This is a genomic window from Propionimicrobium sp. BV2F7 (assembly GCF_000510445.1).
Taxonomy (GTDB): Bacteria; Actinomycetota; Actinomycetes; order Propionibacteriales; family Propionibacteriaceae; genus Propionimicrobium; species Propionimicrobium lymphophilum.
Genome location: NZ_AZIS01000005.1, coordinates 23,269 through 42,418 on the forward strand (window position 1 = coordinate 23,269; position 19,150 = coordinate 42,418).

Sequence of the window (19,150 nt, forward strand, 5' to 3'; positions counted from 1 at the left end):
AATACCGGCGGACCTCGCGGCCTAACCTTGCACAAATGCAATAGGCTAATGGTCATGAGAATAGGCGTGCCCCGGGAATCATTGCCCGGCGAAAATAGAGTTGCCGCCACTCCTAAAACCGTTACTCAACTGGTCAAGCTTGGCTACGAGGTTCTCGTAGAGGCAGGCGCCGGAGAGCGTTCTGCGCTGCCGGATCACGCCTACGAAGAAGCAGGCGCATTGATCGGTGACGGACGGCAGGCGTGGTCGAGCGACATTGTAATTGCAGTTAACCAGCCCAGCCTCGAGGAGCTGAACGCGATGACCGCGGGTTCCATCCTCGTGACGTTCCTGTCCCCGCGGCAAAATCCGGAGCTGCTGGAGGCGCTAAACGAGCGCAAAATCACGGGCCTCGCCATGGACATGGTGCCGCGAATTTCGCGCGCCCAGTCGATGGACGCGCTCAGCTCCACGGCGAATATTTCGGGTTACCGCGCGATCGTCGAGGCGTCCTACGAATTTGGCCGCACTTTCGGCGGCCAGGTGACGGCAGCCGGCAAGGTGCCGCCTGCCAAGGTTTTCGTCATCGGAACTGGCGTGGCGGGTCTAGCCGCGATTGGCGCCGCCAACTCGATGGGCGCCGACGTCTACGCCACTGACGTTCGTCCCGAGACCGCCGAGCAGGTGGAATCGATGGGTGCGACATTCCTCAAGGTTCGTTCCGGTGAGGACGACCAGTCGGTTAGCACCGACGGATACGCAAAGGAAACCAGCGACGACTACAACACCCGCGCTGCGGAACTGTACATGTCGCAGGCCCCGGACACCGACGTCATCGTCACCACGGCAGCCATCCCCGGCAAGCCTAGCCCGAAGCTGATCACCGCCGAGATGGTCGAGGCCATGAAGCCGGGATCGGTTATCGTCGACCTGGCGGCCCTCGGCGGCGGCAACTGCGAGCTGACTCGCCCGGGCGAAAAATACGTCACTGATAACGGCGTGACGATCATCGGCTACACCGACATGCCCAGCCGTCTGCCCGGCCAGTCTAGCCAGCTGTACGGCACCAACATCGTTAATCTGTTCAAGCTGACCACGCCCGAGAAGGACGGCCAGTTCGTCATCGATTTCTCCGACGAGGTCATCCGCAACATGACGGTGACCCGCGACGGAGAAATTACCTTCCCGCCGCCCCCGATTCAGGTTTCCGCGGCGCCCGTCGCCCCGGTGAAGGAACCGGAGCACAGCACCGAGGTTGAGGAAATCAAACAGCCGAAACCGTGGTGGTTCTCCGTGGCGATCGTCGGTGTGCTCAGCGTGCTGGCCATCGCTGCGTTGACGTTCGCGCCCGGCTCGTTCGTCTCGCTGTTCAGTATTTTCGTGCTGGCCCTGGTCTGCGGCTACTACGTGGTCTGGAACGTGACGAGCGCGCTGCACACTCCGCTGATGAGCGTGACGAACGCTATTTCGGGCATCATCATCGTCGGTGCGATCGCCCAGCTGGCAAACGATAACTGGGTCGTCAAGATCCTGGCCGCATTCGCAGTGTTGATTGCTTCGATCAACATTTTCGGTGGCTTCACCGTCACCCAGCGCATGCTCAAGATGTTCAAGAGGGGCTGACATGTTAGCTAATTTCGTAAACGCAACATTTATTGTTTCCGGCCTGCTATTCATTTTCGCGCTGGCCGGCTTAAGCAAGTTCGAGACCTCCAAGCGCGGCAACGCGTTCGGCGTTCTCGGTATGCTTTTGGCTTGCATCGCGACGATCGTCGCTGCCGCAGCGCCCGAGCGCTGGCACAGCGAAAACTGGCACGAGACCATGCCCGCCTTCATGGGGCGTCTTGGTTTGGCCCCGATCATCATGCTGCTGATCGCCGTTATCGCTGGTGCGGTCATCGGCGTCATCAAGGCAATGAAGGTCGAGATGACGGGCATGCCGCAGTTGATTGCTCAGCTGCACTCGTTTGTCGGCCTGGCCGCCGTGCTGATCGGCTTCAACGTCTTCATCGAGCACCGCGACATGCTCAACGACGGCGTGGCGATCGATAACTTCGGTTTCCACATGGCTGAGGTTTGGATCGGCGTCTTCATCGGTGCTGTTACGTTCACAGGTTCGATCGTGGCGTGGGGCAAGCTTGCCGAGAAGCTGCCTAGCAAGCCATTGACGCTGCCGGGTCGTAATCTGATTAACCTGGCTCTGCTGGTGGGTATTATCGGCTGCGGTGTCTGGTTCCAGAACACCACTACGGGCCTGGCTTGGCTGCCGCTAATTCTGCTGACCCTCATGAGCCTGTTCCTCGGCTTCCACCTGGTAGCTGCCATCGGCGGCGCGGACATGCCGGTCGTCATCTCGATGCTGAACAGCTACTCCGGTTTTGCGGCCGCGTTCAGCGGTTTCAGCCTGGGTATTCCGGTGCTGATCGTCACCGGCGCGCTGGTTGGTGCTTCCGGTGCCATCCTCAGCTACATCATGTGCAAGGCAATGAACCGTTCGTTCGTCTCCGTCATTCTTGGTGGTTTCGGGCAGGCTGCGGCCAAGAAGGCTGACGGCGAACAGGGCGAGATCCAGGAGATCACCGTCGACGAGTTGGCCAGTCAGCTCGAGGATGCCTCCACCGTCACCATTGCTCCCGGGTACGGCATGGCGGTTGCCCAGGCGCAGTACCCGGTTGCTGAACTGGCCAAGAAGCTCACCGACAAGGGCGTGGACGTGAAGTTCGCGATTCACCCCGTCGCAGGTCGTCTTCCCGGCCACATGAACGTGCTCCTCGCCGAGGCCCACGTGCCCTACGACATCGTGTTCGAGATGGACGAGGTGAACGACGACTTCGACCAGACCGACGTGGCACTGGTGATCGGCGCTAACGACACCGTCAACCCCGCAGCCATGGAGCCAGGCTCGCCGATCTCCGGCATGCCTGTGCTGAAGGTTTGGGACGCCAAGAAGGTCATCGTCTTCAAGCGTTCCATGAAGCCGGGCTACGCCGGCGTCGAGAACCCGCTGTTCTTCAACGACAACACCTACATGTTGTTCGGGGACGCGAAGGATTCGGTCAGCGCGATTAACGCCGCGCTGCCGGCCAGGGAATCGGTGAAGGCGATTACTGGCTAGTATTCGGTTCATGAAGATTCTGTTGCTGGGCGGCACCGCGGACTCACGTTCGCTTGCCGCTCAGCTTCGTTTATTGCCAGAAACCGAGGTCATCGAGTCCGTAGCCGGCCGCACGAAGGCGGCAAAGGGCGACCGCGTCGGCGGTTTCGGTGGCGCAGAGGGCCTGGCTGATTATCTGCGCGACGAGCACATTTCCGTCATCGTCGACGCCACCCACCCCTTCGCCGAGACGATGACCAAGAATGCCGCTGCCGCAGGCGCCGAAACTGGCGTGCCCGTGATTAGGTATTCGCGGCCTGGCTGGTTAGCGCGCCCAGATGCCATGGGGTGGACGTGGGTTTCGAGCCACGAGGAAGCCGCACGCGAAGCGGCGAAGATCGACGGGGTGGTGCTGCTCACCGTCGGCCGCCAGCCCGTTAAGTTCTATCACGACGTGCCGCGCGCGCTGGCCAGAGTCGCTGAGTGGCGCGGCGACCCGATCCCGGATGGCTGGCGGGTGCTCGCTAGGCGCGGCCCGTTCAGCCTCGACGACGAGCTCGAGCTGATGAAGACCGAAAAAGTGCGAGCGATTGTCAGCAAGGATTCCGGCGGCGACGCCACTGCTGCCAAACTCGACGCCGCTGCCAAGCTGAACATTCCGGTGATCATGGTCGCCCGTCCGGCCCCGCCCGACGGCGTGACGGTGTGCGACAACTTCGACGAAATCCAAAAACTCATTTTGCTGGCCAAACGCGTCTAGCGGCAGACCAAATTTTTCTATAAATCTCTTTGCACCATCGGTGCAGATTGCGCATATTTGACGCGGACAACGATTCGCTGAGCCTAACGTGTTACGAACAAGCAATGAAGCTTGCAGAAACGTTTAGGAGGACAAAACGTGTCGAAAATGAATGCAGTTGTTATGCATGGTGTCGACGACATCAGGCTAGAAGAAGTCGAAGCCCCGAAGCCCGGTCCCGGTGAGGCACTACTGAAGGTCGCTGCTTGTGGCGTTTGCGGTTCAGACCTTGACCGTATGTACAAGAAGGGCCCACACAAGCTTCCGCTAATTACTGGCCACGAATTTTCCGCCGTCGTAGAGGAGGTTGGCGAAGGAGTCACTTCCGTTAAGGCAGGAGATCATGTGACCGTCCCACCGATGCTTCCGTGCTTCAAGTGTGGGCCTTGCCAGCAGGGCCACTTCTCGCTTTGTGAAGACTACGATTACTACGGTTCGCGTCGTGATGGTGCCTATGCAGATTACGTCTGCGGGCCGGCAGATCTATTGTTGAAGGTGCCTGAAGATCTGGATCTGCGAGCAGCAGCCATGGTTGATCCCGCAGCTATCGCGCTGCACGCTATTCTTCGCACGAAGCTTACTATTGGATCTCGTGTTGCTGTTTCTGGTGGCGGTGGCCCGATCGGTCTGTTTGCTATCCAATGGGCTCGTCTGATGGGTGCTTCAGAGGTAGTGTCTATCGACGTTACGAAGGAAAAGATTCCGTTAGCTCTGGAAGCAGGCGCTGACAAGGCTGTTAGCGATTGGAAGGAGCTAGGTGACATCGGCGGTGGCTATGACGTCATCATCGAAACCTCTGGAGCGCGAGTTGTGCCCGACCTGGCAGTTTCTGTCATGGCGCGCCATGGTGAAGTAGTCCTAATCGGTATCCCGAACGCAGACATCACTATTTCCGATGCAAGCTGGGCGCGCTTGATGAGACTTGAAGGCGGAATCTTAGGATCCTGGAACTCCTTCTCTGCTCCGTTCCCTGGCCATGAATGGCGAACTACGGTGCAGAAGCTTCACTCTGGAGACCTCAAGTGGGAATTCATGATTACGCACGAATTGGGACTTGATGCTGTGGCGGAAACCATCAAGAAGATGTACAACCGTGAAATTCACAGCTCCAAAGTGATCTTCATGCCCGAAAAGACTCGTAAATAATAGTTATGAAGCTTCCCAGCGAATTTCGCAGAGAGCAGGTCTTGAAGGCTGGAAGGCTTTATTTTCTTGAGCGAGAATCAACATCCCGAATTGCAGAGACGTTGGGCTGTTCAAGGTGGACAGTCCGGCGTCTACTGCAAGAAGCCTATGAAGAGGGCTACGTGTCTATAGAGATCATTGATCCTTACGCACGTGTTGAAGAGCTTGAGAAAGAATTCGCTAAGCGGTTTTCACTTACTGAAACAATAGTCGTGAGAAATCGTCTTAAGCTCGACGACACCGTAACTGCCGTAGCCAACCAGACTGCAAAGTATCTAGCTAATTTACGCCCGATGCCTCAATTAGTTGGAGTCTCATGGGGCAGGACCTTGTGGAGAGTAGCAAAGCAACTCGAAGAAGGTTGGGCCGTAGACCCTATGGTCGTTCAACTAAATGGAGGGGTCGCCACCTTATCGGCCGCTCAATCGGTGCAGGAGACGATACTGGGCTTTGCGCAAAAATCAAACGGGAAAGCTAGAGGGCTGCCCAGCCCTGCAGTAGTTTCAAAACCTTCACTTGCATCAGCTCTTCGCGCTGATCCTGTGGTTGCTGATGTTCTAGGAATGGGGCGTCAAGCAGACGTAGCTATTTTTTCTCTTGGTGCGCTGAGGTTCGACTCAGTTTTAGTCGAATCAGGGTGCATTACTAAAAATGAAGTGACTCGGCTAAGAGCAAAAGGCGGAGTCGGGGATATCCTCGGTCGTTTCATTAACGGCGTCGGGGAAATAGTTAGCGAAGAACTCGAATCCAGGACGATAGGCGTCGATTTGGAGGCGCTGAAGAAAATAAAAAAATCAATTGCTGTAGCCGTTGGTGAGAATAAAGCTTCAATAACTCGTGCAGCTTTAAAAGGTGGTTTTATGACCACTTTAATCACAGACGAAAATACGGCTAAACAAGTTTTATCTGAGAGGTAATAATGTCCGGAGTACCCGCAAATTTAATTGACCACACTCTGTTGGCACCAGAAGCCACCGCAGAAGATGTAAAAAAAATTATCGATGAGGCCGTCGAACTTGGAACTTATTCGGTATGTGTTTCGCCCAGTATGCTTCCAATTACCGTACCGGAAACGCTAAAAGTCGCTGCTGTATGTGGCTTCCCCAGCGGAGCGCACATCAGCGAGGTGAAGGCTCTTGAGGCTAAAAAAGCGGCCGAAAATGGCGCAAATGAAATCGACATGGTGATCAATGTCGGAAAAGCCAAGGAACACGATTGGGAATACGTCACTTCCGACATTAAGGCGGTGCGTGATGCTTTGCCCAACGATGTAGTTCTCAAAGTCATTATTGAATCCGCTGTATTAACAGATGAGGAAATTGTTGAAGTTTGTAAATGCGCTAAGAAAGCAAATGCGGATTTTGTAAAGACTTCTACAGGTTTCCACAAAGCCGGTGGCGCAAGCGTAGAAGCTGTGAAATTAATGCGCGAAACGGTCGGCAAAGAAATGGGTGTGAAAGCATCGGGTGGAATTAGAGATGCAGAAACAGCCGAAAAGATGATTAATGCGGGCGCCAATAGGCTCGGCCTGTCTAGCTCTCGCGCGGTTCTAGGAAAATAAACCAATTATCTATTAACAACGAGGTTAAAAAATGACTGATCAATTATTACTAGGCATAGACGTAGGAACGGGTGGAGTAAGGGTTGCTGCTGTTACCCCAGAGGGCGAAATGATCGCTACGGCTTCAGTTGCTGTAGAGACATACACCCCAAGGCCGGCTTGGGCTGAACAAAACCCTCAAGACTGGTGGGGTGGCTTGAAAGGCTCGTTGGCCGAATTGCTTGAAACTGTCTCGGCTGAACAAATCTGCGGTATCGCCGTCGATGGTACTTCCGCCACTGTTGTCGCTTGCGATAAGGACGGCGAACCCTTAAGGCCTGCATTGCTTTGGATGGATGTTAGGGCAGCTGACGAGGCAGAGAAGCTAACGAATACTGGCGATCCTGCACTTAAGTACGCTGGTATGCAGACTGTCTCCGCTGAATGGGGCATCCCGAAGCTGATGTGGCTCTCCAAGAATGAGCCAGAGGTATACGAGAAGGCTGAGGTATTCGCCGACTGTATTGACTGGATGAACTTCAAGCTCACCGGAGAGTGGGCGATGTCGATTTGTACGGCTACCTGTAAGTATTTCTACGATTCCAACTGGTCGGGTTGGCCTACTAACCTTTATGCAAAGGCAGGAATCCCTGACGCGTTAAGGAAACTTCCTCCGTCTGTTTTGAAGATGGGCGAGGTAGTTGGCGAGCTTAGCTCCAAGGCAGCTAGTGAACTGGGCCTTAAAGCTGGAATACCAGTCACTATGGGCGGCATCGATGCGCACGTTGGGGCTATTGGTCTAGGCGTTGTGGATGAAGGATCTTTGGCTCTGATCACAGGATCCTCACACGTTATGCTTGGCCAGACCGATCAGGCAATCTATTCCCAGGGGATTTGGGGAGCGTACTTTGATGCGATTATCCCTGGACAGTACACGGTCGAGGCAGGCCAGATTTCTTCCGGTTCTGTGAATAACTGGTTTACGCATAAGTTCACCGTTGAGGCCCACAAGCACGGTGACGACTCTGCCAGTTTGTATAACTACCTGAATGACTTGGCAAAAGAAATCCCTATCGGATGTGATGGTGTAATCGCGCTCGATCACTTCCAAGGCAACCGTTCGCCATTCTCTAACCCCTACTCTCGTGGCGCGTTTACAGGGTTGACTCTTTCTCACGGAGAAGGTCATTTGTATCGGGCAGTCTTAGAGTCTGTTTGTTACGGAACTAAGACAATTTTCGACACATTCCGGGAAAAGGGATTCGACCCGGTAAAGGTCGTCGTATCTGGTGGCCCGACGAAATCAAGATTCTGGATGCAAATGCATGCTGACGTGACGGGCGTTCCAATGTTGTTCCCGAAGAACACTGAGGGCCCGCTTATGGGATGTTCGATTCTTGCGTCAATAGGTGCCGGCTTGCACGATGATATTGGCAGTGCTGCAAAGGCGATGGTGACTATGGCCGATTCGATCGAGCCAAACCCTGAAGCCACAAGCGAGTACGAGTTCTACCACAAACGCTATCTAGAGATATATGAAGCTTTAGCTCCTATTAGCCGCAAGACGGCGCAGCATGTTTCTGGGTAACCAATTTATTTACTGAAAAGACGAGGGCGCTACCGGATGATTCCTGTGGCGCCCTCGTTTCATCTTCGCAGCTGAACATTCCGGTGATAATGGTTGCCCGTCTTGCCCCGCCCTAGGCCCTGACGTTGTGTGAAACCTTTGCAGAAGTAAAAAACTTATTTTTTGAGTCAACTTTGGCTCGTCTACGAGCCAAAAATGACACAATGACACTTTTCGTCCTAAATCCTTGGGCAAAACAATGCCAAAACATGGATTTGCTTGCCGTCCCACTACGGAAGTGTTACTTTGCTAGCAAGCGAATTGAGTATCACCTAATTAATTGATGGCAGGGAACATCGGTGAGAATCCGAGACTGACGCGCAGCGGTGATGGAGACGATTCGGCACGAAGCCACTGGGAAACCGGGAAGGCGCCGAAATTGATGGATCCTGAGTCCGAAAACCTTTCAATTCGTTCTTGGTTAACGCCCTCGCGAAAAGGGCCAGAAACTTGGAAGGAAAATGGGTCATAACTCTTTTGGCGACCGTAAATCTTTGTTCCTGCGCACAACCTTGAATTGCGGGTAGCGATGGCGAAAAAATTTCGTAGGCTGCCGGTCGCGCCAATCGTCGTTGCTTTAGTGATAGTAGCCATAGTCAGTGCGCTCTTCTCGCTGACGCTTGGGGCAGAAAAAGTTCCCGTCGAAGACGTCTTCGAAATCGTCAAGGCACGATTAACCGGTACAGCGACAACATCGCCGTTCGACACGATCATTTGGGAATTGCGTCTACCCAGGGCTTTGCTTTCGCTGTTGGTGGGGGCGGGGCTAGCGATCGCGGGCGCGGCAATGCAGACGCTCGTCCAAAATCCGCTCGCAGACCCGTACTTGCTGGGCATCTCGTCGGGTGCTTCCGTCGGCGCCACCGCGGTAATCGTCCTCGGCGTGTTCAGCAGCGTCGGTGTCTACGCTCTTTCGCTAGGCGCGATGGTGGGTGCGATCACGGCTAGCGCCGCGGTTTATTTCATCGCCCAAGCCCAAGGCGGCCTGACGCCGCTGAGGATGGTGCTCGCGGGTGTCGTGATGTCGTCGGCATTTAGCGCGCTTGCCTCCTTCATGGTCTTTCTTTCCGATGACAATCGCGCGGCTAACTCCGTGATGTTCTGGATGCTCGGTTCGGTTGCTGGCGCCACCTGGGAAAAGCTGATCGTGCCGGTCGTCGCCGTAGCGATTTCTTTGGTAGCGCTGATGCTAATTTCTTCTTGGATGGACGCCCTGATGACCGGTCCTTCAACTGCGGCAGCCCTGGGCATACGGGTTGGTGCTATGCGCAACGGCCTGTTCATCGGGTCCAGCGTGCTGATTGGTGTGCTGGTTGCTGTTGCAGGTGGTATCGGCTTTGTCGGCCTCATCATTCCGCACGCATCCAGGATGATCGTCGGCGCTCTCCATAAACGGATGTTGCCTGTGTGCGCGGCTGGTGGTGCGGTCTTCCTGCTTTGGGTTGACGTCATTTCGCGAGTCGTCGCCAGGCCTCAGGAAATGCCACTCGGCGTGGTTACTGGTGTTGTCGGAGCTCCGCTGTTCCTGTTCTTGATGGGCCGGCGCAGCTACGCGTTCGGAAGTAGGGACGCATGAGCAAGGTAGACCTGGAAAAGATCCAAGACGAAGATTATCTGAGGAAACGCTGCTTCATCAGCGTCCGTGGCGTGGCTGCCGCGGTCGGCGGTTACGTCGCCGTCAAGCACGTCAGCTTCGACGTGCCCTACGGCACCAAGCTGGCGCTGGTGGGCACGAACGGTGCTGGCAAGTCGACGCTGCTTCGCGCGCTCGCGGGCATCAACCCGGCAGTGGAGGGCATAGTCCGGATCGGCGAGCGGGACGTCACCGCGTACGCCCCGAAGACGCGCGCCCGAATTATCTCTTTCGTCGGTCAGGAGGAAAGCCCGCCGGCGGCCCTAACCCTAGGCGAGATGGTCAACCTGGGCAGGATTCCGCACCGCGCGCCCTGGTCGGTGGACGTCCACAAGGATAGGGACATCGTGGTCAGCGCGCTCGCTCAGGTGGGCCTGGACGATCGCATCGATTCTGCCTGCGATCACCTGTCTGGCGGTGAACGTCGTAGGGCGATGATCGCGCGTGGCCTGGCGCAGGGTTCCCCGATCTTCATGCTCGACGAGCCGACTAACCACTTGGATATCGCTTGGCAGCTGAAGCTCCTGAAACTGCTGACCACCCTCGAATGCACTGTCGTCGCAGCTATCCACGACCTCGATCTAGTGCTGCGCAACTTCGACATGGTTGCAGTCATGCACGCCGGCTCGATGATCGCGTTTGGCGAACCGAAAGACGTCATCAACACCCAACTTATGGACGAAGCTTTCAGGGTTGAGGCCATTCAGGCGCCCAACCCTGTGACGCATGAAACACATCTGCTGATTAGCAAAGGAAAGGAAGAAAAATGAAAATGCGGAAAGGTCTCCCGGCGCTGGCGCTGGGCCTAACGCTGCTCGCCACCGGCTGTGGCGGAGCTAGCACCTCCGGTAGCGGCGACTCTAGCGCCGAGGCTGGCAAGCTCACCCTGGAAAACTGTGGCAAAAAGGTGGAGTACACGGTTCCCGTCACCAAGCTGATGGCTAACGACGGCAACATCATCTCCATCGCTCTGGCTGCTGGCGCCAAGGACCAGCTCACAGCGGTCACTAGCTTGAAGCGTGACGAGGGCGTCTTGAAGCTCAAGTACGGTGAGGACGTCATCAATGGCCTAAACCAGGTTTCGCCCGAGTACATGAACCTTGAGAACATCGTTGCTGCCGACCCGCAGGTGGTTTTCGCCGGCTATGGCTACGGCTTCAGTGATGAAAAGGGCACCGATCCCGATTCTCTGGCGAAGCGGGGCTACCTCACCTACACGCTCAGCGAGGCTTGCCGCACTGGTGAAGGCAGCCAGCGTGGCACCATGAGCCCGTGGGAAGCTCTGGATGCTGATATTCGCAATATCGGTGCGATGACCGGCAACAAGGCCAAGGCCGACAAGGTTGCCGACGAGATCACCAAGCGTCGCGAAGAGATCGAGAAGCTGCCGCAGCCGGACAAGAAGCCGACTGCTTTCCTCTTCGACTCCGCTTCCGACACCGTTTTATCTAGCGGCAAGTTCGGCGCCCCGCAGGCAATGATGGATTCTGCGGGCATTAAGAACGTCCTTGAAGACGTCGATGACACCTGGACGAAGGTCAGCTGGGAGCGTCTAGCTTCCGCTGATCCTGACATCATCTTCTTCGTCGACTACCCGCCGCAGACCATCGAGGAAAAGATTCAGGCTCTCGAATCCAACCCGGCCTCCAAGAACCTGAAGGCGGTGAAGGAGAAGCGCTACGTCAACCTGCCTTACGCGATGTGGTGCTCTGGACCGCTAAACGTGGAGGGCGCGGAGTACATTCGCATGGCGATGGAGCACTTCGGCCTGGCTCCCAAGACCGACATCAAGTCGGACCTGGACCTGACCAAGCTAGATTCGCTGGCCGGAAACGAGTGGCTGAAGCAAAAGTAAGCACATCTTGATTAACGCGCCCCACATTGTGGGGCGCGTTTTATTTTTCAAAAATGCTATCTAGTTGAGCATGAACCGCGCTAAAAACCGACGATTTGGGATTGGGAAAGAAAGAACCGGCAACAAAGAGATTAACGATCTGTAATCGGGTATTTTTCTAGCATTAATCGGAAGAGCGCCGTAAATATATGCCGAGTGATTGTGTTTACAAACATTGCTGAAATCTGTTTCAGGATTTAGGTAAATCGTTACAACTTCGGGTTAAAGCCAAACAAAATTCGAATAAAAAATCGCCATTTTCTGTTTGCAAAGGAGCAAACAATGACACAAACGTCCCATCCGACCTTAAACAATAAGCGGCCATTCTCGCTTAGAGACTGCTTCGGCTACATGTTCGGTGACTTCGGCAACGACTTCACATTCATCCTGCAGTCGACCTTCTTCATGCTGTTCTACACCAACGTGGTGGGTATCAATCCGGCCCACGTTGGTTTACTTTTTTTGAGTGCCCGCATTCTAGACGCCTTTACTGACGTCGGCATGGGCATCATCGTTGACCGTCTCCCGTTGAAGCGCCCCGGCTACAAGTTCAAGCGCTGGATAATGTTCATGGCTATCCCGGTGGCGCTGGCCTCGGCGATGATGTACATGTCTTTCGTTGCTAGCTGGGAGGGCTACGGCTCGAAGCTGTTGTGGATGTGCGTGACCTACTTCCTGTGGGGCTCGATCTGCTACACCGGGATCAACATCCCATACGGGTCGATGTCTTCGGTCATCTCGGAAGACCCGGACGACCGGTCCAAGCTGTCGGTTTTCCGTTCCACAGGAGCTAACCTGGCCTCGATAGCAATCAGCACGATAATGCCTCTGGTGGTTTACATCACCATCATCGACGAGGCCGGAAAAGAGATGTCGGTTCTCTCTGGCCCCCGAATGACGATTGCTGCTGTTATTTGCTCGGTTCTTGCGGTCATCTGCTACGGCCTGTGCTACGTAAACGTCGAGGAGCGAGTGATCTCCGTCACCAAGAACAAGTCTGAGGGCGGAACGGGCATCGGTCAGATGCTCGCATCTCTGGTACGCAACCGGGGCCTGCTCACCCTGGTTCTTGCCGCTTTGTTCCTGCTCGTTTCGATGATGTTCCTGATGGGCATTCTTGGTTACCTGTGTCTCTACTGGTTTGGCGACGGCAAGCTCCAGTCTCCGACTAACCTAGTCGGCATCGCGCCAGGTCTGCTGCTGGTTGTGTTGGCCCCGATATTGGGCAAGAAGTTCGGCAAGGCCGAATCTGGAGCCGTTGCAATGCTGGTTGGCGGCGGCGTGTTGCTGCTGGCCTTCTTCCTTAAGGTCGAAAACCCGTGGCTGTGGATGGCCTTCTACGCCGTCGCGATGTTCTGCATTAACGTCTTCAACTACCTGGTTTGGGCCTTCATCACCGACGTAATCGACCTGCAGGATGTCCAAACCGGCGAACGCGACGACGGCACCGTGTACGCCGTATATTCCTGGGCACGCAAGCTCGGCCAGGCTCTTGCCGGCTGGCTGCTGGGTGCGGCCCTCGGCTGGATTGGGTTTGACGCGGCTGCAGCAAAGGCGCAAGCCCCGCAAAGCCAAGAAGCGATCAACGGCATCTACACGCTGGCACACATCCTTCCAGGCGTAGGCTGTCTGATCGTTGCAGCAGTGCTCTTCTTCCTCTACCCGCTGAAGAAGAAGATGGTTGCGCGTAACGTGGAAATCCTGCACGCCAGGCGTGAAGGACAAACGCATCCCGAAGATCCGCTAGCGAACCGCTAAATAATTTAAGAAGGAAGTTTCGTATGTCAAGTGCCCGCAGATATTAACGCTGCGGGCACTTGCGTTTTCTTACCCACCGGGCACAAAACCATTAATTCGAAATGTACTTTTAAATAAAGGAGAGAAAATGTCTTTCACGCTAAGTGGTTTCGCTGATGAAATCGCCCATGATCTTGCAGAACAGATCGAGATGCTCAATAAGTTGAATATCAAGCACGTCGAGTTCCGCAGCGCATGGGGAACCAAGGTTTTGGACCTTCGTGACGGCGAGCTTGAAAAAGCGAAGAAAATGCTAGATGACAACGGCATTAAGCTTTCGGCTGTCGGCTCCGATATCGGCAAGATTAAGATCACCGACCCGTTCGAAGATCACCTAAAGCGTGCTGCACATTCGGTCGAGGTTGCAAAGTTCTTCGGCGCGCCCTACATCCGCATGTTCTCGTTCTTCATGCCCGACGGCGAAGACCCGGATAGCTACCGCGATGAGGTGCTTTCGCGAACTCGCGAGATGGTAAAGCTCGCCGAGGCCAGCGGCGTAACCATGCTGCATGAAAACGAGAAAGACATTTATGGTGACATTCCGCGTCGGGTCATCGACCTGATCACCAGCATAGATTCGCCCAACTACCGCGCAATCTTCGACCCAGCCAACTACGTGCAGTGTCACGTAAAGCCGTTCGACGAGGCCTTCGAACAAGTTCGCCCCTACACCGACTATATCCACTGCAAAGACGCCAAGGCCGACACAATGAAGCTCGGTGTCGAAGAGGTCGTACCCTGCGGGGAGGGTGACGGCCAAGTGCGCGAAGTCGTTGCCGCGCTGAACGAGGACGGCTACAACGGTTTCTTCTCCATCGAGCCGCACCTCGGCCAGTTCGACGCGTTCGGTGGCTTGTGCGGCCCCGAGCTGTGGACGAAGGCATACGAAGCCCTGACCGGCATCTTTAAGGAGCAGGGAATCGAATGGAACTAAGAGCCGCACTAATCGGTTGCGGCGACGTCTCCACAATCCATTTAGAGGCGTTCGACGCCATCGACTACATCAAACTGGTGGCCGTGTGCGACACCGACCCTAATCGGCTTGCTGCGGCCGTCGAAAGGACTGGCGCCAAAGGCTATTCGAGCGTCGAGGAGTTGCTTTCTGACAAGCAAAACTTCGACGTGGTGCACGTTACGACCCCGCACTTCGACCACGCTGACACGGTGGTTGCCTGCCTAGAAGCGGGCGTGAACGTCATCATGGAAAAGCCGCTCGCCCACACGATCGCCGACGGCCAGCGCATCATCGACGCGGCTGACAATTCCAACGCGAAGATTGGCGTCTGCTTGCAAAACCGCTACAACGTTTCTAGTCAGCAGATGCGCCGGGTGCTCGACGAGGGTCTTCTGGGCGACATCACAGGCGGGTTCGCGCAGGTGGTCTGGACCCGCTCGCTGGCCTACTACGAGCGCAGGTTATGGCGTGGCACCTGGCAGGGGTCTGGTGGTGGCGTCCTCATCAATCAGGCGCTGCACACTCTCGACTTGCTGCAGTGGTTCCTGGGGCCCGTCACCAAGCTGAGGGGGCGCGCCCAGACCCTGAAATTTGCCGACGTCATCGAGGTGGAGGACACCGCGAGCGCGTTCTTGACGCACGAAAGCGGCGTGCAGAGCTCGTTCTACGCCACTCTGACCCCGCCAATTGATCATCCCGTCGAGATCGAGATCATCGGTACGAAAGGCCGTGCGGTCATTCGGGACGGGCTGACCATCTACGGCGAAGACGGCTCTTTGACCACGTACCCAGAACGCAAAGCACCCAGCAGCGGGCGGGCGTACTGGGGAGTTTCCCACGAAGTATTCATCAGGGACTTCTACGAAAGCCTGGACGCCCCAGAACCATTCTGGATTGGCCCACGCGAGGCAATGGAATCACTGCGGATTATCAAAGAAATCTATGCGCAATCGCCAGAGATGGCTGCGCACAACTAAAACGAACAAGGAGAAAATATGGCTGAAAAGGTTCGCCTAGGAATCATCGGCGTTGGAGCCGAAGGCGGAATGTACGCGCAGTTCATCGACGACGGTCGCGTCCCCAACATGGAGATCGCTGGCATCTGCGATGTCGACGAGTCGAAGAAGACACTCGCTGACAAGTACGGCGTGCCCTTCTACACCGACTATAAAGAAATGGTGGATTCGGGCGAGGTTGATGCGGTCGTCACCACGGTTCCGCATTACCTGCACCCGGAGATGGGCATCTACGCGCTCGACCATGGCGTGCACGCGCTGCTGGAGAAGCCGCTGGGCGTCTACACCAAGCAGGCAAGAGAGGTCATCGACTTTGCCCAGACCAAGCCCGATTTGGTGTTCGGCGTGTTCTTCAATCAGCGCACCAATCAGCTCTACAAGGACATCAAGGCTATCCTTGATTCTGGTGAGCTCGGCGCGCTGCGTCACACCTCGTGGCTGATCACCAACTGGTGGCGTCCGCAGGGTTACTACAACCAATCCGAGTGGCGGGCAACCTGGGGTGGCGAGGGCGGCGGCGTCCTTGTCAACCAGGCGCCACATCAGCTTGATCTGTGGCAGTGGATCTGCGGCATCCCGAAGAGCGTCTTCGCGAAGTGCCAGTACGGTTTCAAGCGCGACATTGCGGTTGAGGACGAGGTCAACGCGCTCGTCGACTTCGGCAACGGCGCTACCGGCACGTTCATCACCTGCACCCACGACATGTTCGGCACCGACCGCCTGGAGATCCTCTGCGACAAGGGCCGCATCCTCGTCGAGGATTCCCACAAGCTCACCATCACCCGCCTGGCCGAGCCCGAGCAAAAGTGGAGCAAGAGCCTCGGCATGGAGGAGGTAGGCAAGCTGTTCAAGGGCGAGCTGGACGTCTCCGAGGTGCAGACGGTCGAGGAGCGCGACTACGGCTCGGTTTGGGGCGAGCAGCACTGCGACGTCATGAAGAACTTCGCAGACGCAGTTCTCAACGGTGCCGAGCTGCTGGCTCCGGGTTCGGACGGCATCAACGGCGTGCGCCTGGCCAACGCGATTCACCTGTCCTCTTGGACCGGCAAGGAAGTGGACATGGTCAACTTCGACGAGGAGGCCTATCTGGCCGAGCTGAACAAGCGCATCGAGCAAGAGGGCAAGTTCGATACCCGCTCCTAGAGCGGCTGGAGCTAGGAGGTTAGGAAATGGCTGTACTTGGCGTTCAAATGATGATGCTCAAGGACGAGGTTGCCGAAAAGGGCATGTTCGCCGTCCTGCAGAAGATTGCCGAGATGGATCTGCACGCCGTCGAGGTTTCGCAGATCCCGATGGACGAGAAGAACACTGCAGATCTGGAGCGCGGCATCAAGGAGCTAGGCGTTCAGGTCGGTGCCTTATCGGTCGGCTTGAAGGCGGGCCCAACCACCACCGGCGATGCGCTGGATCCGGATTACGACAAGATCGTCGCCGACTGCCGTCGCCTGGATTGCCGCTACCTGCGCATAGGCATGATGCCGTTCACCGCGATGGTTTCCAAGGAGGCCTGCGAGGCTTGGGCCGCGGAGGTGGAGCCGTGGGCGAAAAAGCTCAAGGAAGACGGCATCACGCTGTGCTATCACAACCACCACGTCGATCTGGTTAAGTTCGACGGCGAACGTATCTTCGACATCGTGCGACGCGTCGCACCGAGCCTGGAGTTCGAGGTGGATTTGCACTGGGTGCACCGCGGTGGCATGGCTCCGCTGGACATGCTCAAGGAGTATTCGGGCGTGTGCAGGCTGATCCACGTCAAGGACTACCGCGTGGTTCCGTTGCCGCAGGAGGCTGTCGACCTGATGAGTAATGGCGATATCGAGCGCGGCTTTGAGATGTTCCTGAATATCGTGCAGTTTGCTGAGGTTGGCCAGGGCAACATGAACTGGCCGGAGCTGCTGCCGGCTGCCGAGAAGGCAGGGGCTGACTTCCTGTTCATCGAGCAAGACATGCTCTATGGACGTGACGTCTACGACTGCCTGAGGGATTCCCGCGAATACCTGAAGTCGATCGGCTACTAAACAACAAAGATGCGCCCCTCGGGGCGCATCTTTGTTGTTTAGCTGAGCCAAGATTGCTGGAGCGGCACCCTCGTGTATTCCCCCTAAAGTTCTTGGCCTTCATCCGACGAAGCTCACCTACAAATTTAGCTGCAACCATTATGGTGTTAAAATGGTTCCAAGGGGTGGTTAAAATGCCTAGTATTACACTCAAGAATGTCCCAGATGATGTCTACGAACGTCTGAAGCGGCAGGCTGATGAAGAGATGCGCTCTATTAACGCCCAGGCTATACATCTCATTGATATAGCTACGCGTCCTAGAAAAATTAACGCCGACGTCTTTTATCAGCGAGTGAAGGATTTAAGGGTTGAGATCGGTGGTTCGTTCGAAGCCGAAGAAATCGATCAACTGAAGAGGGCCGGGCGGCCATGATAGTCGTCGATACGAATATTCTTGCCTACCTTTTTCTTCCGGGCGAGTTTAGTGAGTCGGCAGGGAATTTGTTGCTGGAAGATAGCGAGTGGGCAGCTCCCGTGCTGTGGAAGAGCGAGTTCAGGAACATTCTCGTGGGTTACGTCCGTAAAGGGCTTTTGTCTTCTGCACAATCTCGGCGGGTGCAGAAAATGGCGGAAGAATTGCTTCACAAAAATGAATTTTTGGTTCCCAGCAACGATGTTCTTGAGTTGGCCGAGAACAGTACGTGCCGCGCTTACGACTGCGAATTTGTTGCAGTGGCAAAAAGTTTAGGTGTTCGTTTGGTGACGATGAATAAACAAATACTTAGAGAATTCCCGAAGGTGGCTAGTCCGTTATTGGCGTAATTGAAATTATCGGGTGCGTGAAACCGTCGTCTGCTCGGTTTCATGCACCCGATAAATTTAGCGCTTGACCTGGTTGGTGCGCTCGTCGGTGGAGGCGATCGCGTTCACCGCGGAAACCGCCATCGCGGATCCGCCCCTGCGTCCACTAACCACCAGGTATTCCAGACCGTACGGGTTGTCGACCAGCGCCTGCTTGGACTCAGCGGCACCTACGAAACCAACCGGAATTCCGATGACGCCCGCAGGTTTCACACCGGTGTCCCGGACGATCTCCAACAGACGGAACAGTGCGGTGGGGGCGTTGCCGATGGCGACGACCGCACCCTCCAGGCGTTCGGCCCAAAGATCGACGGCGGCCGCCGTCTTGGTGGTGCCCAGCTTCTTCGCCAGTTCGGGCAGGCGGGGATCCTTGAGGTAGCAGATCACTTCGTTGTTCTTGGGCAGGCGCGAGCGGATGATGCCGGTTGCGGTCATGGTTGAGTCACAGAATATCGGTGCACCGCTCCAAAGGGCGTCTCTGCATGCCTGGACGACACCGGGCGTGAAATCGATGAGCTCGGGCAGGTTGGTGTCGGCGGCGGCGTGGATCATTCGCACGGCGACGTTGGCCACATCTTTTGGAAAACGGCTCAAATCCGCCTCCTCGCGAATAATTGAGAACGATTTCTCATAAATTTCCGCGCCGTCAATTATGTATTCGTATTTGGTGGTTTCCATTGGGTACTCCTGTCCAAAAGAATTCTCTTGGTATAGGCTTTCATATGTTGTAAGGCACGAGGAAGCCGGGTAATTCCGGCACGGTCGCGCCACT

At 55.9% G+C, this 19,150-nt stretch carries 18 protein-coding genes and 1 riboswitch; of the genes, 17 read left to right on the forward strand and 1 reads right to left on the reverse strand.

Annotation, left to right across the window (positions count from 1 at the left end; all coding sequences use genetic code 11):
* Positions 1-54: 54 nt before the first annotated feature.
* From HMPREF1255_RS06565 to HMPREF1255_RS06645, 17 genes are all read left to right on the forward strand, one after another.
* Positions 55-1,602, forward strand: a complete 1,548-nt coding sequence (locus HMPREF1255_RS06565) for a Re/Si-specific NAD(P)(+) transhydrogenase subunit alpha (RefSeq protein ID WP_024111632.1) — start codon at positions 55-57, stop codon at positions 1,600-1,602.
* Position 1,603: 1 nt separating this feature from the next.
* The gene (locus HMPREF1255_RS06570; RefSeq protein WP_024111353.1) at positions 1,604-3,094 is read left to right on the forward strand and encodes an NAD(P)(+) transhydrogenase (Re/Si-specific) subunit beta; all 1,491 of its coding nucleotides are present in this window, start codon (positions 1,604-1,606) and stop codon (positions 3,092-3,094) included.
* 10 nt (positions 3,095-3,104) lie between these two features.
* Positions 3,105-3,833: a cobalt-precorrin-6A reductase gene (locus HMPREF1255_RS06575; protein ID WP_024111568.1), complete on the forward strand. Its 729-nt coding sequence runs from the start codon at positions 3,105-3,107 to the stop codon at positions 3,831-3,833.
* 147 nt (positions 3,834-3,980) lie between these two features.
* On the forward strand, positions 3,981-5,018 hold the full coding sequence (locus HMPREF1255_RS06580; protein ID WP_028821310.1) for a galactitol-1-phosphate 5-dehydrogenase: 1,038 nt from the start codon (positions 3,981-3,983) through the stop codon (positions 5,016-5,018).
* A 161-nt stretch (positions 5,019-5,179) separates the two neighbouring features.
* Positions 5,180-5,974, forward strand: coding sequence for a sugar-binding transcriptional regulator (locus HMPREF1255_RS06585; RefSeq protein ID WP_016456910.1), 795 nt, complete (start codon positions 5,180-5,182; stop codon positions 5,972-5,974).
* Positions 5,975-5,976: 2 nt separating this feature from the next.
* Positions 5,977-6,618 carry a deoxyribose-phosphate aldolase gene (gene deoC / locus HMPREF1255_RS06590; RefSeq protein ID WP_016456909.1) on the forward strand — a complete coding sequence of 214 codons (642 nt, stop codon included), beginning with the start codon at positions 5,977-5,979 and terminating at the stop codon, positions 6,616-6,618.
* A 31-nt stretch (positions 6,619-6,649) separates the two neighbouring features.
* Positions 6,650-8,185 (forward strand): ribulokinase, encoded by a 1,536-nt coding sequence (locus HMPREF1255_RS06595; protein ID WP_024111535.1) that lies wholly within the window; start codon positions 6,650-6,652, stop codon positions 8,183-8,185.
* Positions 8,186-8,469: 284 nt separating this feature from the next.
* A riboswitch (cobalamin riboswitch) is annotated at positions 8,470-8,650 on the forward strand.
* 103 nt (positions 8,651-8,753) lie between these two features.
* Positions 8,754-9,800: an iron ABC transporter permease gene (locus tag HMPREF1255_RS06600; RefSeq protein WP_016456907.1), complete on the forward strand. Its 1,047-nt coding sequence runs from the start codon at positions 8,754-8,756 to the stop codon at positions 9,798-9,800.
* Positions 9,797-10,627 carry an ABC transporter ATP-binding protein gene (locus tag HMPREF1255_RS06605; protein WP_016456906.1) on the forward strand — a complete coding sequence of 277 codons (831 nt, stop codon included), beginning with the start codon at positions 9,797-9,799 and terminating at the stop codon, positions 10,625-10,627. Before HMPREF1255_RS06600 ends, HMPREF1255_RS06605 begins: the two co-directional genes overlap by 4 nt.
* Positions 10,624-11,712: an ABC transporter substrate-binding protein gene (locus HMPREF1255_RS06610; protein ID WP_016456905.1), complete on the forward strand. Its 1,089-nt coding sequence runs from the start codon at positions 10,624-10,626 to the stop codon at positions 11,710-11,712. Before HMPREF1255_RS06605 ends, HMPREF1255_RS06610 begins: the two co-directional genes overlap by 4 nt.
* Positions 11,713-12,033: 321 nt before the next feature.
* Positions 12,034-13,509, forward strand: a complete 1,476-nt coding sequence (locus HMPREF1255_RS06615; protein WP_024111391.1) for an MFS transporter — start codon at positions 12,034-12,036, stop codon at positions 13,507-13,509.
* A 127-nt stretch (positions 13,510-13,636) separates the two neighbouring features.
* Positions 13,637-14,482 (forward strand): sugar phosphate isomerase/epimerase, encoded by an 846-nt coding sequence (locus HMPREF1255_RS06620; RefSeq protein ID WP_024111294.1) that lies wholly within the window; start codon positions 13,637-13,639, stop codon positions 14,480-14,482.
* Complete coding sequence (locus tag HMPREF1255_RS06625) at positions 14,473-15,480, forward strand: Gfo/Idh/MocA family protein (protein ID WP_024111527.1); 1,008 nt, start codon at positions 14,473-14,475, stop codon at positions 15,478-15,480. The genes HMPREF1255_RS06620 and HMPREF1255_RS06625 overlap by 10 nt, the downstream gene beginning before the upstream one ends.
* Before the next feature lie 18 nt (positions 15,481-15,498).
* Positions 15,499-16,662, forward strand: a complete 1,164-nt coding sequence (locus HMPREF1255_RS06630; protein ID WP_024111469.1) for a Gfo/Idh/MocA family protein — start codon at positions 15,499-15,501, stop codon at positions 16,660-16,662.
* 26 nt (positions 16,663-16,688) lie between these two features.
* On the forward strand, positions 16,689-17,537 hold the full coding sequence (locus HMPREF1255_RS06635; protein WP_024111293.1) for a sugar phosphate isomerase/epimerase: 849 nt from the start codon (positions 16,689-16,691) through the stop codon (positions 17,535-17,537).
* Positions 17,538-17,710: 173 nt separating this feature from the next.
* On the forward strand, positions 17,711-17,950 hold the full coding sequence (locus HMPREF1255_RS06640; protein WP_016456899.1) for a hypothetical protein: 240 nt from the start codon (positions 17,711-17,713) through the stop codon (positions 17,948-17,950).
* Positions 17,947-18,339: a type II toxin-antitoxin system VapC family toxin gene (locus tag HMPREF1255_RS06645; protein ID WP_024111516.1), complete on the forward strand. Its 393-nt coding sequence runs from the start codon at positions 17,947-17,949 to the stop codon at positions 18,337-18,339. The genes HMPREF1255_RS06640 and HMPREF1255_RS06645 overlap by 4 nt, the downstream gene beginning before the upstream one ends.
* Before the next feature lie 57 nt (positions 18,340-18,396).
* Here the strand turns inward: HMPREF1255_RS06645 and HMPREF1255_RS06650 are convergent, their stop codons facing one another.
* Positions 18,397-19,056 carry a precorrin-8X methylmutase gene (locus HMPREF1255_RS06650; protein WP_024111591.1) on the reverse strand — a complete coding sequence of 220 codons (660 nt, stop codon included), beginning with the start codon at positions 19,054-19,056 and terminating at the stop codon, positions 18,397-18,399.
* Positions 19,057-19,150: the final 94 nt, after the last annotated feature.

Excerpts from the sequence above, each read along its gene's own strand:
- HMPREF1255_RS06565 (WP_024111632.1), top strand. The coding sequence starts at position 55 with ATGAGAATAGGCGTGCCCCGGGAATCATTGCCCGGCGAAAATAGAGTT.
- HMPREF1255_RS06570 (WP_024111353.1), top strand. The coding sequence starts at position 1,604 with ATGTTAGCTAATTTCGTAAACGCAACATTTATTGTTTCCGGCCTGCTA.
- HMPREF1255_RS06575 (WP_024111568.1), top strand. The coding sequence starts at position 3,105 with ATGAAGATTCTGTTGCTGGGCGGCACCGCGGACTCACGTTCGCTTGCC.
- HMPREF1255_RS06580 (WP_028821310.1), top strand. The coding sequence starts at position 3,981 with ATGAATGCAGTTGTTATGCATGGTGTCGACGACATCAGGCTAGAAGAA.
- deoC (WP_016456909.1), top strand. The coding sequence starts at position 5,977 with ATGTCCGGAGTACCCGCAAATTTAATTGACCACACTCTGTTGGCACCA.
- HMPREF1255_RS06595 (WP_024111535.1), top strand. The coding sequence starts at position 6,650 with ATGACTGATCAATTATTACTAGGCATAGACGTAGGAACGGGTGGAGTA.
- HMPREF1255_RS06600 (WP_016456907.1), top strand. The coding sequence starts at position 8,754 with ATGGCGAAAAAATTTCGTAGGCTGCCGGTCGCGCCAATCGTCGTTGCT.
- HMPREF1255_RS06605 (WP_016456906.1), top strand. The coding sequence starts at position 9,797 with ATGAGCAAGGTAGACCTGGAAAAGATCCAAGACGAAGATTATCTGAGG.
- HMPREF1255_RS06610 (WP_016456905.1), top strand. The coding sequence starts at position 10,624 with ATGAAAATGCGGAAAGGTCTCCCGGCGCTGGCGCTGGGCCTAACGCTG.
- HMPREF1255_RS06615 (WP_024111391.1), top strand. The coding sequence starts at position 12,034 with ATGACACAAACGTCCCATCCGACCTTAAACAATAAGCGGCCATTCTCG.
- HMPREF1255_RS06620 (WP_024111294.1), top strand. The coding sequence starts at position 13,637 with ATGTCTTTCACGCTAAGTGGTTTCGCTGATGAAATCGCCCATGATCTT.
- HMPREF1255_RS06625 (WP_024111527.1), top strand. The coding sequence starts at position 14,473 with ATGGAACTAAGAGCCGCACTAATCGGTTGCGGCGACGTCTCCACAATC.
- HMPREF1255_RS06630 (WP_024111469.1), top strand. The coding sequence starts at position 15,499 with ATGGCTGAAAAGGTTCGCCTAGGAATCATCGGCGTTGGAGCCGAAGGC.
- HMPREF1255_RS06635 (WP_024111293.1), top strand. The coding sequence starts at position 16,689 with ATGGCTGTACTTGGCGTTCAAATGATGATGCTCAAGGACGAGGTTGCC.
- HMPREF1255_RS06640 (WP_016456899.1), top strand. The coding sequence starts at position 17,711 with ATGCCTAGTATTACACTCAAGAATGTCCCAGATGATGTCTACGAACGT.
- HMPREF1255_RS06645 (WP_024111516.1), top strand. The coding sequence starts at position 17,947 with ATGATAGTCGTCGATACGAATATTCTTGCCTACCTTTTTCTTCCGGGC.
- HMPREF1255_RS06650 (WP_024111591.1), bottom strand. The coding sequence starts at position 19,056 with ATGGAAACCACCAAATACGAATACATAATTGACGGCGCGGAAATTTAT.